Source organism: Shewanella sp. 125m-1, from assembly GCF_052977065.1.
Genome location: NZ_JBRILT010000028.1, coordinates 13,551 through 27,389, shown reverse-complemented (window position 1 = coordinate 27,389; position 13,839 = coordinate 13,551). Strand labels below are relative to the sequence as shown.

The following is a 13,839-nucleotide window of genomic DNA, read 5'->3' as shown; positions in this document are numbered from 1 at the left end:
TGTCCTTGGTTGGTGTTTTTATCAACGACTGCATCTAAGGTAGGTATTATCTATAATATAAATCGGGTACTTTGCTAGCGCAAACCAAGTCGTGGCCAGAGTTGCTGGTGGGTTTTGAATTAGAGAAGTTGTCTTTAAATGCAAATTAGCAAGAAAGTTGTTTTAATCATTTTTGGGATGAGTATCCCGCTCCTCGTTGCTGCCAGCTTAGCTGGAGTGACATGGCTACATAGCGAAGTCGATTCGATTCGCCGTGATGTTATTGAAGCAGAGCTTAAGAGTATTGAGTCGCAAATAAAAAGTGACCTTAAGGTGCAGCAGCGAGCACTAGAGGCTCAGCCGATGCTGTCAGCCTCAGCCGTTAATTCGGCAGCTTCTGCATGGCCAAAGCTGGCACAATTTAGCGAACTGCAGTTATCCCCGGTAGTAGACGGGTATGTTGACTTGGATGATGGCGCTAACAAAGCCAGATTAAATCTACCTGCTGAACTACTTGCGAACCCGCAGGAAAACACAGGACTCTACTATGACGCACAACATAGACAGGGTTATTTTATAAGCTTGCAGGCGGCGTCGGGTTCTCAGCGTTTACTTTTGAGCCGTAAGCTAACAGATGCATATTTAGCAAATTTAGACTTGAGCGATTTTGTTACCCAGATTAAATTGGCACCGGGAAGCGCACAAGCTGGGCTGCTACTAACAGATGATACACTGACCGCCAATACAGTGACCGCCGAATTGAGCATGCCAAGCCTACTAGCTCAACCGCCAGCGCATCTTACAATTACCTTCTCTAATCACTTTTTCTCTCGCGTGGTATTGCAATATAGCTTGTTCACATTGAGCCTATTGGGTTTATCTATCATCTTGTTATTAGGTGTATTCTTTTGGCTTAGGTTAGGGGTATTTAAGCCCTTTGAGCGCTTTGCTAAACAACTTAACGCTATCGACTTTACTTCAAGGGAGAGGGCACTGATAAGCAGTGACGGCCATGGCGAGTTTAGCCAGATATCAAGCGACATTAACCAACTATTATCTCGGGTATATCAACAAGAAAGGCAATCTAAGATCACCTTAGAGTCAATTGCAGAAGCGGTCATTTTGATCGATATTGATACCAGAGTGAGTTATCTCAACCCTTATGGCGAACGCTTGCTAAAAGTGAGTAATGAGCAGGCGCGAGGCAAAAGCCTGGATGAATTGTTAGCAGGTCATAAAGGCTTGAGCGATACCTTAGTTGCTTTTATGCAAGGCGGCAGTCTACGTGTGGAGTCCACGCAGCTTAGACTAGACATTGATACACCTAAGCTAATGAGTGGCAAATTCAGCAATTTATCAGACTACTCTGGCCGCATTATTGGCGCAGTGATTGTGCTACGAGATACCACAGAAGAAGCGCTACTCAAACAGCGATTGCAGCGCAGAGTTCATTTTGACTCTATGACAGGGCTGCTTAATCGTGGTGCATTTGAGCAGCAATTTATTCGTTATGTGCAATCGTCCAAAACACTGGCAGTGGTATGTCTGGATCTGGAACAATTTAAGCTTATCAATGAGTCATGCGGTCATAGCGTTGGCGATAAAATGCTTGATAACGTTGCTAAAGCTATTGGCTCTTGCTTATTCAAAGGTGAATTATTAGGGCGTTTAGGTGGCGATGAATTTGGCTTAGTGATTAAAGACTGCTCGGCCCTTGAAGTGGCTAAGTTGATTAAGAAGATCATTGTCAGCGTGGGTAGCCAAGAGGTGACACATAACGATACGCACTACCGCGTTGGTGTGAGTGCTGGCGTAGCCTTGTCACGCTTTGATCAACAAACGGATCTTTTAGAGCTACTAAAAGATGCCGATATCGCCTGCCATGCTGCTAAATGCAAGGGCAGTAACCAAGTGCACTTTTATGACAGCCGCGACAAAGACTTAAGCTATCAACGTAATGCATCTAAGTGGGCGGTTAGAATTGTACAGGCGATTGAGCACAATGAACTGGTTCTTTACTATCAAAAGATAAAATGTCTTTCCTCTCACAGTCGTAGACAGCGTCTTGAGGTGTTACTGCGGATCCAAGAGCCGGGCGGGAGAGTTTTGCCTCCTGCACAATTTATTGCTGCTGCAGAGCGCTTTAAGTTAATTGTTGATGTCGATAAAGAGGTCATCAGAAAGACTTTTCTGTGGTTATCTTTAAATGAACCGCTTTGGGATGATCACTGTCTATCGATTAATTTGTCAGGTAATAGCCTTGGCGCTGAAGGCATGGTCGACTTTATCCTTAAGCAACAAAAGCGTTTTGGGATCCCGAGCAGTTGTATTTGCTTTGAGATCACCGAAACAAGTGCCATCCAAAATCGTAGTCGTGCGATGAAGATGTTGTTAGATCTGCGAAAGCGTGGCTTTGCTTTTGCACTGGATGATTTTGGTAGCGGGTTTGCATCCTATGGTTACCTCAAAGAGATGCCTGTCGACTACGTTAAGATAGACGGCTGCTTTGTAAAAAACTTAGTCAGCAATGCCAAAGACTACGCCATTGTAAAATCGATTAACGATGTCTGCCGAGTGATGGGAATCGAAACGATCGCAGAATTTGTGGAAAACCAAGAGATTATCGATCAACTCGAAATCATTGGGATTAACTATGCCCAAGGTTACGGTATTGGCCGACCTCAAGCATTAGAGTCCTATCAAACAGAACCCGCCCCAGAAAAACTGATGGTTTAAAATCGCGATCACTTTAAAAGAGTGATGGTTTAAAAGAGTTATTTGCGATTGGGGTAATTATGTGTGAGCTTTAACACTTAAATATAAACTCTCGAGTGTTAGGTGATATATGCAAATCTTTAATGACAAAGTTATTATCATCACCGGGGCATCGGAAGGTATAGGGCGAGCATTAGCCATAGAACTTGCTCCTTATGGCTGTAAACTGGTGCTCTGTGCCCGTAATCTTGAGCGACTGAACTCGTTAGCCGAGGAAGTGGCAGAACTCGGCCAACCCCCATTGGTGCATGTGGCAGACCTTTCAGAACAAAGCCAATGCTCAGGTTTAATCCAAGCCTGTATCGCTCATTTTGGCAAGCTAGATATCTTAGTCAACAACGCGGGAATGACCATGTGGTCACGTTTTGATGAGCTGCAAGACTTGAGCGTTATATCGCAGATCATGCAGGTAAACTATCTGGGTCCGGTTTATCTCACCCACGCAGCAATTCCCTATTTAAAGCAAACCCAAGGACAGATAGTGGCCGTTGCCTCGTTAACGGGGATGACAGGTGTGCCTGCGCGTTCGGGGTATGCGGCTTCAAAGCACGCTGTTATTGGTTTTTTTGATTCGCTAAGAATTGAGCTAAGTGATAATGATGTTGCAGTAACCGTGATTTGCCCAGATTTTGTGGTAAGCCAAACCCATAAGCGTGCACTCGATGCCAAAGGGCAGCCTTTAGGTAAAACACCGATGCAGGAGGCTAAAATCATGACTGCACAGAAGTGCGCGCAGCTGATGATACCGGCGATAGCAAACAGAAAGCGTCAGCTAATCACCTCGTTTAGAGGAAAAATAGGTCGTTTCTTTAAAATTATCGCCCCAGAGCTAATTGATAAAATTGCACGAAGGGCGATAGAGTCTGGTCGCTAGTGTGCGGCGCAGTATACGAAAGGTTATTTATTGAGGTGTTTTACAATTGCAGCCGCCGCTTCAGCTTTAGTCGCTTTCTCGTTACTGGTCTCAATGTGAGCCGTGGCGCTGTGCCCCGTCATCTCTTCAGCAATATGCAGCCAGTCTGGGTGCCAGTAAAAAGATGAGCCTGATAGCGTGTCCCAGTTATGAACACCTGATGTTTCGCCTTGATAGATAAGATCGCCAATTGAATATGCCATTGTTAACCCCTGATATTTAAGTTTAAGTTTTAGTAAAATCGATACCAATCTATATTGAGTTGGTTTGAACTGATGTTATTGTTTACGATTTGATCTGTCATTTCCCATAGAGTGCGCTAACAGATACTGACTTTATGTAACCTATGTCACAAAACCTTAGATTGGTTTACGCGGATTAGGATGTTACTTAAGTTACAGCATAACGCCTAAAAGACGTTACAGAATTAGTTAGGTTTCTCATCTATACCGCTCTATAACCATCGCAGCCATATTGTGCAAAAAAGAGCCCAGTGAAACTGGGCTTAGTAGTAGGTTATTAGTTATTAGTTATTAGTTATTAGTTATTAGTGAGATCAAGATTGATTAACCACCAAGCCCTAGATTGAATATCACCAGCTTCAATAACACCACCGCTTCGGTAGGGCTTAGCAAAATGTACGAGCACGATTGGAGAGCCCATCTGATAACGTCCAGATTGGGTAAACCAAGCATTGAAAGCATCATCTTTATTGAGGCTTATCGTGACTTCTGAGCTGGTGGGTTGTGTTAGCCCTGGGCAGGTATAAATCGCCTTAGAATTAATAGGGTAAGCAATTTGGCTTCCGTCACTACAATGGCTGGTCTTTTGCAGCCTTAAAGTGATCAAGGTGCAACCTTTGTAGTTAACCGGATCTTTGCAGACTTGAGCTATCATCGTTGAGTAGCCACCACCTTGATCTCCGAGAGTATGGTTTGTTAACTCGCCTCTGCCACCAAAAACGGTGAAGTAAGAAACCTCATTGGCCGCGATATCAATAGGAGAGATAATTTGTTTATCACTTCCATCAAAGCTGATACTTGCTTCTTCACCTAAGCCTGCTTCTATTGGAGAAATAAAAACTTTATAGGTAGCGGAAGTAGGCTGGTAATTTTGGCCGCCATCGTCAGTTACATTGACATCAAAATAGTCATTTTCTAGCGATTTTGGGTAGCTGTGTATCGTGATTTCACCGTTGGGTGCGAGCTCTACAAGCTCTGGCGATACTGGTGTGGCAAAAGCATAGCTTAATTTACCAAATTGGCTTGCGACAGCGGGTGCTTTAACTCGGCGATCAGGGTAGAACACTACATTTATAATATTGTTCTCAAGCTCTAGGCCTGGATGCTTGGCTTTTTCAATATTGACATTGAACTGACGAATAGTGCGTTCAAAGTTTCGGCTTTGCTCTATTACGCTAATTTGAGCAAGACCGGCTCCATTTACTGCGAGCACACCAGTTGTCGGATCTACGCTGACAATATGACTGTTTTGAGAGGCGGTGTAATAGCTGATATGACTATTTAGAGCTCGACCTGATATAACAGGAGCTGGGATGGTGGCATCGATAGCAAAGGGTTTACTCATAAACGCAGTTGCAAGTGCTAGGTCAGTATTTTCATCAGCTTTATCGATGATGACATTGAACTCTGCTTTTTGTGAGACATGCCCAGCATCTCCTTTGTCGGTCACAATGAAAGTTGCAGAGCCTGCATTATTAATTGTGAAGGTTCGTGCTAGTTCGTTTATCGTGATGACATCACTTTCTCCATACTTAAGTTGCCACTCTAGTTGGCCAATACCACCAGAAATTGGTATATCAAATGTATTTCCTGTTGAATATGGAACTCGCACGGATGAAATTGATAATGTGCCATTGAGTGGCGAGACATCTACATAAAAACGTTCTGTGGCGGGAGCAAAATACTCATCGCCCGAATCGATAGCTGTTATCCACCCGCGACCAGCTCCCACTATGGTAATGGCTCCAGTATCGGCATTTTGCTTAAAGACTCCATCGCTTCCATTATCTATGCTAAAGCTCACACTGCCTTTGTGATTGATCACCTGTGGAGTAAAAGTCGCATTGGCTGCATAGTCGACTCGGGTATTCGCTAGAATAAGATCGCTATTAGTTTGCTTGTCGACAGTAACTGTAAAATTCTGCTGCTGGTTAGCCCAGAACTCTCCGCCATCATCTGTGATGATAACTTCAACAGTTCCAGGCTTAAATACTGTCATTGATCCCGTATTTACATCGATAGAGATAACATCTTGTGGGCTACTATCGCTTAAGGCATAAGCTAACTGACCATGACCGCCTATGACTTGAGGTTGAATAGTTTGATTCTGTTGGTAACGGCTCTGGATATCTAAACTGTTTAGAGAGTTGCTATTGATACGTGTGACTTCAACATTAATTTCGCGACTTTCAGCTAGGTAGTTTTGGTTGCCAGCGTCGTTAATCGTCACCTGTGTTTTACCTACCCCAATAAAACTAAAAGTCCCTTTTTCAGCATCAATAATATTGATGATATCGGGATTTGCATTTTCTGAGAGGGAAAAAGATTGTTTACCCTTAGCGCCTGTCACTTTAATGGTTTTTTGAGCATCTGCATTATAGGCCGCAGAGATATCTGCAACTTGTAGTTCAAGGTTCTTCGCTGGATTGATTTGCACTTTAAAACGCTGAGTTGCAACGGTTTGGTGATATTGTGGAGCATGTTGGATGACTTTGATCTCAGCTGCACCAGCGCCAATAATACTCATTTCACCACTTGCTTCATCTATTTGCACCACATGGTTATTTGTAGCATCTACTAGAGAGTAATGAATGTTTTCAGTTGGAGAGCCGCGGTATACCGGAAGTAGTTTTGCTCCCAATAGGAAAGGTTTATCAATGACATCTGAAAATTGCGCAAATTCAGTAGCCGCGGATTCAATGGTCACTTTAAATTGTTGGGTATCCGCTTGATAGTTACGTCCACCGCTGTCAGTGACATCGACCAACACGCTGCCACTGCCCCAAATCAGCAATTCACCAGCAGGTTCAATCAGTATAACTTGATCGCTTTGATCAGCGCTTAGCGCATACTCGAGTTCGCCAAGAGCACCATTTAGGTTGACTTGATGACTTGCAGCTGCTTGGTAAGGAAAGCTTAGATTGTTAGTCACTAGAGGTGGTCGAGGGGCTTTGCCGATAGTGACATTGAAGCGAGTGCTTGCTGGTAAGTATTGCGCGTTACCAGGATCATTGGCAATGACTTCAGTACTGCCTGCATTGAGGATTATCAGACTACGCTTATCTGCTGAGATCTGTAACACATCATCTGGGGCGCTATCAACGAGTTGATAACTGATATTTCCGAATGCTCCTACGATATCAGGAGTGATAGCGCCATGATGTGAAAATGTTCTTGTAATATCAATGGCTGTAATAGGTGGATGAGTTTCTTTCTGTGGTAGCGGTTCTGTTGAATCTGACTCACCACCTCCACAGGCAGTAAGTAAGAAAAGTAACAACAGATTTAGGTACTTCATAGTGCTTCCAGCTTAAAATTGAAGCGCGAGTATACATATGTGAGTAATATGCTGCAATTGGTTGGTTAACTGTTATTTTGTGCTGTCAGTTTGCTTTTTGATGGTTGTAAGTTTTTTTATGCGGGGTAAAAGTTGCATATAAAAACAATGTTTTAGCTTAGGTTATGAACAATATGAAAAAGTTGTCGATACATTTGTAGTCGAAAGGTTTGTTTATGCAGTTGGTGTGCATTTTAATGTAAGCGGGCCTAGATCCCACTTTTCACTTTCTTATATTTTAGGCCGATGAGTGACATACAAATTCAGAGTGGCAGGGCAAGTGACTGAGGCTTGATATCTGTTTAGCCTTAGATATTGACTCTAGCGTTAGCTTAGTAGGCGAGAATAACCGTCATCTCCATTTTGGTAGTCCATGAAAAAAGCCCTGTATTAACAGGGCTTTGAATAGCTGTAAACGAGATGGCTAATTAGCCTTCGCCATTTTTACGGGCCATTACTCGGTAAGCAATGTCTGTTCTACAAGAGAATAGAATTACTCGGTAAGCAATATCTGTTCTACAAGAGAATAGAGTTACTTAGCTTTCGCTATTTTCACGAGCTATTGCGCGGTAAGCAATATCTGTGCGGAAGTAAACGTCGTCCCAATGGATAGAGTCAACTAAGTTGTAAGCATCTTGCTGTGCTTCGGTAACCGTGTTGCCCAGTGCGGTAGCACACAATACGCGGCCGCCGTTAGTGACTACGTGACCATTTTCCATACTCGTTCCTGCATGGAAAACTTTTGCATTATTGTTGCCTAAGGTTAGCCCTTCAATCACGTCATGCTTGCGGTAAGCGTCTGGATAGCCACCTGCCGCCATCACCACACCCACAGCTGCGCGTGAATCAAACTCGGCAGTGACTTGATCAAGCTCGCCGCGAGTTGATGCTAAACAAAGCTCAACTAAGTCAGATTTCAAACGCATCATAATCGGTTGGGTTTCTGGATCGCCAAAGCGGCAGTTGTACTCAAGTACTTTTGCGCTGCCATCTGGAGAAATCATCAGGCCTGCGTATAAGAAACCAGTGTAAACATTACCTTCATCCGCCATGCCATCAACGGTTGGGCGAATTACATTCTCGATAGTCCAATCGTGAACCGCTTGAGTCACAACGGGGGCTGGTGAATATGCCCCCATGCCGCCAGTGTTTGGCCCATGGTCACCATTGTCACGTGCTTTATGGTCTTGGCTGCTGGCCATAGCAAGAATGTTCTTACCATCCACCATCACGATGAAGCTGGCTTCTTCGCCTTTTAAGAACTCTTCAACCACAACCCGTGAGCCCGCTTCGCCAAACTTGTTACCCGCTAGCATATCTTCGATTGCTGCATCAGCTTCGCTTTGATCTGCCGCAATGATAACGCCTTTACCCGCCGCTAGGCCATCAGCCTTAATGACAATCGGGAAACCAGTCAGGGCTGTTACTTGCTTAACATAGGCTTTAGCTGGTTTTATCTCAGTAAAGTTTGAGTAGGCCGCTGTAGGAATATTGTGGCGAGCCAAGAAGTCTTTAGTGAAGGCTTTAGAAGATTCAAGCTGCGCAGCCCCTTTGGTTGGGCCGAAGATTGGCAAGCCTGCTTCATTGAAGGCATCAACCACACCAAGTGCTAATGGCACTTCTGGGCCCACTATTGTGATAGCTACTTTTTGCTCTGTGGCGAAGGCAACTAATGCCGAGATCTCTTCAACATTAATCGCTACGTTTTCAAGCTTTGGCTCTAATGCAGTACCTGCATTACCCGGCGCTACAAATACCGTTTCAACTTGCGTCGATTGTGCAGCCTTCCATGCCAATGCATGTTCGCGACCGCCGCCACCTATAATCAATACTTTCATATCTTTACCTTTTATAGCTGCGCCATTCTTCCTATCTCTGCATCAAGCATGCTCACGTATTGGCATACGCTGCGCGTGCTTTCTTTGACCTAGAAAAAATGGCTTGCTCTAAACGTTAAATATTAATTTTGTTAATGCGCGAATAAAGCCCTTTATTCGCGCAAACCAATTAATGACGGAAGTGACGCATACCGGTAAATACCATTGCCATGCCGTGCTCGTCAGCTGCTGCAATGATCTCTTCATCGCGGATAGACCCACCTGGCTGGATGATACAGCTGATGCCAGCTTCTGCTGCAGCATCAATACCATCACGGAATGGGAAAAATGCATCTGATGCCATTACTGAGTTTTGCACTTCTAGGCCTTCGTCAGCGGCTTTGATACCAGCAACTTTAGCACTGTATACGCGGCTCATTTGGCCAGCTCCGACACCGATAGTCATGCTGTTTTTTGCGTAGACAATCGCGTTTGATTTTACAAACTTAGCCACTTTCCAGCAGAACATTAAGTCTTTCATTTCGCTAGCGGTTGGCTGACGTTTAGAAACGACTTTAACGTCATCCAAATCTACCATGCCTTGGTCACGGTCTTGCAGCAGTAAGCCGCCATTAACGCGCTTATAGTCTAGACTGGTGGTTTTGCTTGTCCACTGTCCACACTCAAGTAAACGCACATTAGCTTTAGCTGCAATAACGTCACGTGCAGCCTGGCTGACTTTAGGCGCAATGATGACTTCGACAAATTGACGCTCAACAATCGCACTTGCTGTTGCTGCATCTAGCTCGCCGTTAAAGGCGATGATGCCACCAAAGGCTGAGGTTGGGTCAGTTTGGAATGCACGGTTGTAGGCTTCTAGTAGATTTTCACCAATAGCAACGCCACAAGGGTTAGCGTGCTTAACAATCACACATGCTGGCTCATCGAACTCTTTTACGCACTCAAGTGCGGAGTCTGTATCGGCGATGTTGTTGTATGAAAGTGCTTTACCTTGCAGTTGAACTGCAGTGGCAACAGAGGCTTCATCGAGATTAGTATCAACGTAGAAAGCGGCTGTTTGATGGCTGTTTTCGCCATAGCGCAAGTCCTGCTTTTTAACTAGCTGAGTGTTGTAAGTGCGTGGGAACTTAGAATCTTCGTGACACTCATCTTTGCTGTGCGCAGGCACTTTAGTACCGAAGTAGTTAGCTATCATGCCATCGTACGCGGCAGTATGCTCAAACGCGGCAATCGCTAGGTCAAAACGAGTTTCAATTGTGGTGCTACCTTCGTTCGCTTGCATCTCGGCAATCACGCGGCCGTAGTCGTTAGCGTTAACGATAATGGTAGTGTCTTTGTGGTTTTTAGCTGTAGAGCGAACCATGGTTGGGCCGCCAATATCGATGTTCTCGATAGCGTCAGCTAAGGTGCAGCCTTCTGCCGCAACAGTCGCTGCAAATGGGTACAAGTTAACCGCAACCAAATCGATTGGCTTGATGTTGTTTTGTTCCATTACGATTTCGTCGATACCGCGACGCGCTAAAATGCCGCCATGCACTTTAGGGTGCAGGGTTTTAACGCGGCCATCCATGATCTCTGGGTGACCAGTATAGTCAGATACTTCAATGACTGGCACACCATTATCAGCCAACAGGCGTGCGGTGCCACCTGTAGAAAGTAGCTCAACACCTTGAGCATGCAGCGCTTGTGCAAACTCTAAGATTCCGGTTTTATCTGAAACGCTTAACAGCGCGCGACGAATAGGTCTGGCATTATTCATTGTAGGTACAGGGTCCAGTAGTTATTTTTAAGGATCTTTCGGAAAACAGAACAGTCTCGCGCCTTTGTGGCCTACACTGCTTTCCAAAAGTCCCTCAATATTTTTTACCCCTCGTCACGGCGCGCATATTTTAACGTAAATTTACACTCGACGGTGTTTTTTTCTGCGCGATTTCACAATACGTTCAGCAGAACAAGCTTTAGTGTTTTTTAAAGCGCAGAATAAGTCTTGACCTTGGATACAACTCCAAGGTTTATACTCGACAAAATCAAAAGGTTTAAGCGGGCTATTTTTGCTTTTTATCTTTTGATGTTGAGATTAAATTTAAAACGGAACTGGAGCTAGGCATGTATCGAATTGGTGAGCTTGCACAATTGTGCGAAGTCAAAACAGATACCTTACGTTTTTATGAAAAACATGGTCTTTTGTCGCCATCATCGCGCACCGACTCTGGTTACCGGATCTATACCGAAGCCGATGCTGAGCGATTACGCTTTATTTTACGCGCCAAAGCGGTGGGGTTTACGTTAGCCGAGATCACCGAACTGCTCTCGATTGAGTTAGATAAGTCCAATTGGGCTTGCGCCGATGTGAAGGGATTAGTGGATGACAAACTGGCTAATGTTGAAGCGAAAATTGCCGAGTTAAACCATTTTCAATTGTCGCTACAACGATTGTCCCAAGCCTGTTGTGGTGGCCCTGAAAGCGCTGAACATTGCTCAATACTCGAAGCATTAGAATCGAATACCGACAGCATTCGCTGTGAAAATAATCAGCATAGTCATGGTGAACGTGGGTTCACTAAGCACTGTACTAATAAATAAAATACTCAGAATACACGTGAGAAGTCGTTATGTTATTTGAAAACTTTATTGAGTTGTTTCTAGAATCTGCGCCATGGCTATTATTAGGCTTACTGCTAGCGGGCATGTTGAAAATGTTCGTTCCTATGGCCTGGATGCAAAAGCAGCTTGGCGGCCACGGTTTTAAAACTGTGGTAAAAGCAGCGGTATTGGGCGCGCCTCTACCCTTGTGTTCTTGTGGTGTTATTCCCGCAGCCGTTGGTCTACGTCGTAGCGGTGCATCGAAAGCCGCAACCACTTCATTCTTAGTATCAACGCCTGAAACTGGCGTGGATTCAGTCACCGTGTCTTATGTATTACTGGGTCCATTTATGGCGATAGTCAGACCTATTGCGGCGGTGATTAGTGCTATCGTTGCAGGCTTATTGGTGGGCCGTGATGACGATGATGGTAAACCTGTTGCTAATGCTAATATTAGTGGCGAAGCTAAACAAACTGGTGCCAAAGCAGAGCAAGTAAGCTCATGCTGCAGCAGTAAAAAAGCTGAGGAGCAAGTTGCGCCAGTAGCTTCATGCTGTAGTAGCAAAAAAGCTGAGCCAAAAATTGAAGCGAAAGCTGAGAAAGGCTCGTGCTGCTCAAGTAAAAAAGCCCCAGTAGTGGAAGCTACATCATCATGTTGTAGCAGTAAAAAAACGGACACTTCTAGCCATGAACAGGCTAGTGCTGAAGTCGAGAGCTGCTGTGAATCGACCAGAGATGTGGCGACAGAATTAAAGGGCACCTCTGTTATTGGCCGTATTGGTAAAGGTCTGCATTACGCCGCGACAGATCTAGTTCGAGACACCACGGTTTGGTTGTTGATTGGTTTGTTCTTTGCGGCACTGGTGCAAACCTACGTGCCTGCTGACTTTATGGCAAAGTGGGGCGACGGCATTCTTGCCATGCTAGTGATGGTGCTTATTTCTGTGCCTATGTATATCTGCGCCACGGCCTCAACCCCTATCGCGGCAGGACTGCTCTTAGCGGGGGTTTCACCTGGTGCTGTGTTGGTGTTTATGTTGGCAGGCCCTGCAACCAATATTGCTACTTTAGGCGTGGTCACAAAAGAGTTAGGAAAGCGTGCGCTTTATGGCTATTTGGGCGGAGTCCTAGGCGTCGCCTTAGTATCGGGTATTTTAGTTAACTATTTAGTTGAGACGTTCGGTTTTGTGGTAATGCCACAAATTGGTGAGCAGCATGAGCTATTGCCGGCTGGTATCGTCTATACCTCGGGTGTGGTACTCGCGATACTGATGGCTAAGGTATTTTTAGATAAGCTACCTAAAAACTGGTGGCGTCGAGACTGCTGCTCATAAATTGCTATAAACAATCTTTGCAGGGAATTGTTTGATAAGGTAAAGGCACTCATTAGAGTGCCTTTTTGTTTTTAGGTCGTACTAAGCTGTTGTAATAAGCTAAAGTTTGGTTACAGTTTTCGAGACAATGAGCCACATGAATAAAAGGAACTGCCATGAACAAAATCCTCACCATACTGCTGCTCAGTATGACCCTTGTTGCTTGCTCAGAGCCATCAAGCCTAGATAGTGACGGTCACTATGTTGAAGGTGTGCACTACCGCGAATTGGCGACCCCTATTCCTGCAAGCAGCGATAATATCTCGGTAACCGAATTTTTTTGGTATGGCTGCCCTCACTGTGAATTGTTCGAAAAACCCCTGCATGATTGGGAAGAAAGTATGGCCGATGGTGTCACTTTAGTGCAATCGCCAGCGGTGTGGAATGAAGCGATGAAGCTACATGCAAAAGTCTTCTTTATTGCCGAGCAGATGCAAAATAAGCAGCAGGTGCATGCTGCACTGTTTAATCAAATCATTGGACTGCGTGAAGTGAAAAGCCTTGCTGAGCAGCAAGCTAAGTTAGCTGATTTTTTAAATGGTTATGGATTATCGGAGCAAGAGTTTATCGGCAAGCTCTATTCGGCTGATATCGTGTCAAAGCTTAAGCATGCTATGCAGCTGATGTCATCGGCAGAAATTCAAGGCACACCCACTATCTTGGTTAATGGCCGTTATATCATTCTCAATGAGTCGGCAAATTCGGCCGAGCAGGTGATGGATATAGCCAGTTATTTAGTTGGACTCGAAAAGGCAAGCTTAGCTAATCGTTAATAAGGTATCACTATGATGGAGGGGTG

General features: G+C 44.7%; 9 protein-coding genes. 5 read left to right on the top strand and 4 right to left on the bottom strand.

The genetic code is table 11. From position 1 onward, the window contains the following. Positions 1-177 precede the first annotated feature (177 nt). Both ACVBIK_RS13065 and ACVBIK_RS13060 read left to right on the top strand, forming a co-directional pair. Positions 178-2,715 (top strand): putative bifunctional diguanylate cyclase/phosphodiesterase, encoded by a 2,538-nt coding sequence (locus ACVBIK_RS13065; RefSeq protein ID WP_447169858.1) that lies wholly within the window; start codon positions 178-180, stop codon positions 2,713-2,715. A gap of 109 nt (positions 2,716-2,824) precedes the next feature. Then, positions 2,825-3,628, top strand: coding sequence for an SDR family oxidoreductase (locus ACVBIK_RS13060; RefSeq protein WP_447169857.1), 804 nt, complete (start codon positions 2,825-2,827; stop codon positions 3,626-3,628). A 23-nt stretch (positions 3,629-3,651) separates the two neighbouring features. Here ACVBIK_RS13060 and ACVBIK_RS13055 read toward each other — a convergent pair whose 3' ends face one another. From ACVBIK_RS13055 to purH, 4 genes are all read right to left on the bottom strand, one after another. Continuing rightward, positions 3,652-3,870, bottom strand: coding sequence for a hypothetical protein (locus tag ACVBIK_RS13055; RefSeq protein WP_447160799.1), 219 nt, complete (start codon positions 3,868-3,870; stop codon positions 3,652-3,654). 337 nt (positions 3,871-4,207) lie between these two features. Beyond that, on the bottom strand, positions 4,208-7,207 hold the full coding sequence (locus ACVBIK_RS13050) for a hypothetical protein (protein WP_447169856.1): 3,000 nt from the start codon (positions 7,205-7,207) through the stop codon (positions 4,208-4,210). Between the two features lie 575 nt (positions 7,208-7,782). Further along, positions 7,783-9,084, bottom strand: a complete 1,302-nt coding sequence (purD, locus tag ACVBIK_RS13045; RefSeq protein WP_447169855.1) for a phosphoribosylamine--glycine ligase — start codon at positions 9,082-9,084, stop codon at positions 7,783-7,785. 169 nt (positions 9,085-9,253) lie between these two features. Further along, entirely contained in the window at positions 9,254-10,843 is a 1,590-nt protein-coding gene (gene purH, locus ACVBIK_RS13040; protein ID WP_447169854.1) for a bifunctional phosphoribosylaminoimidazolecarboxamide formyltransferase/IMP cyclohydrolase, read from the bottom strand. Positions 10,844-11,190: 347 nt separating this feature from the next. On the opposite strand from purH, the gene zntR reads away from it, so the two are divergent. The 3 genes from zntR to ACVBIK_RS13025 all read left to right on the top strand — a co-directional run bounded on the left by zntR (position 11,191) and on the right by ACVBIK_RS13025 (position 13,813). Continuing rightward, positions 11,191-11,667: a Zn(2+)-responsive transcriptional regulator gene (zntR, locus tag ACVBIK_RS13035; RefSeq protein WP_447160803.1), complete on the top strand. Its 477-nt coding sequence runs from the start codon at positions 11,191-11,193 to the stop codon at positions 11,665-11,667. Between the two features lie 29 nt (positions 11,668-11,696). Continuing rightward, positions 11,697-13,001: an SO_0444 family Cu/Zn efflux transporter gene (locus ACVBIK_RS13030; RefSeq protein ID WP_447169853.1), complete on the top strand. Its 1,305-nt coding sequence runs from the start codon at positions 11,697-11,699 to the stop codon at positions 12,999-13,001. A 155-nt stretch (positions 13,002-13,156) separates the two neighbouring features. After that, complete coding sequence (locus tag ACVBIK_RS13025; protein ID WP_447160805.1) at positions 13,157-13,813, top strand: thiol:disulfide interchange protein DsbA/DsbL; 657 nt, start codon at positions 13,157-13,159, stop codon at positions 13,811-13,813. The last annotated feature ends 26 nt before the right edge of the window (positions 13,814-13,839 follow it).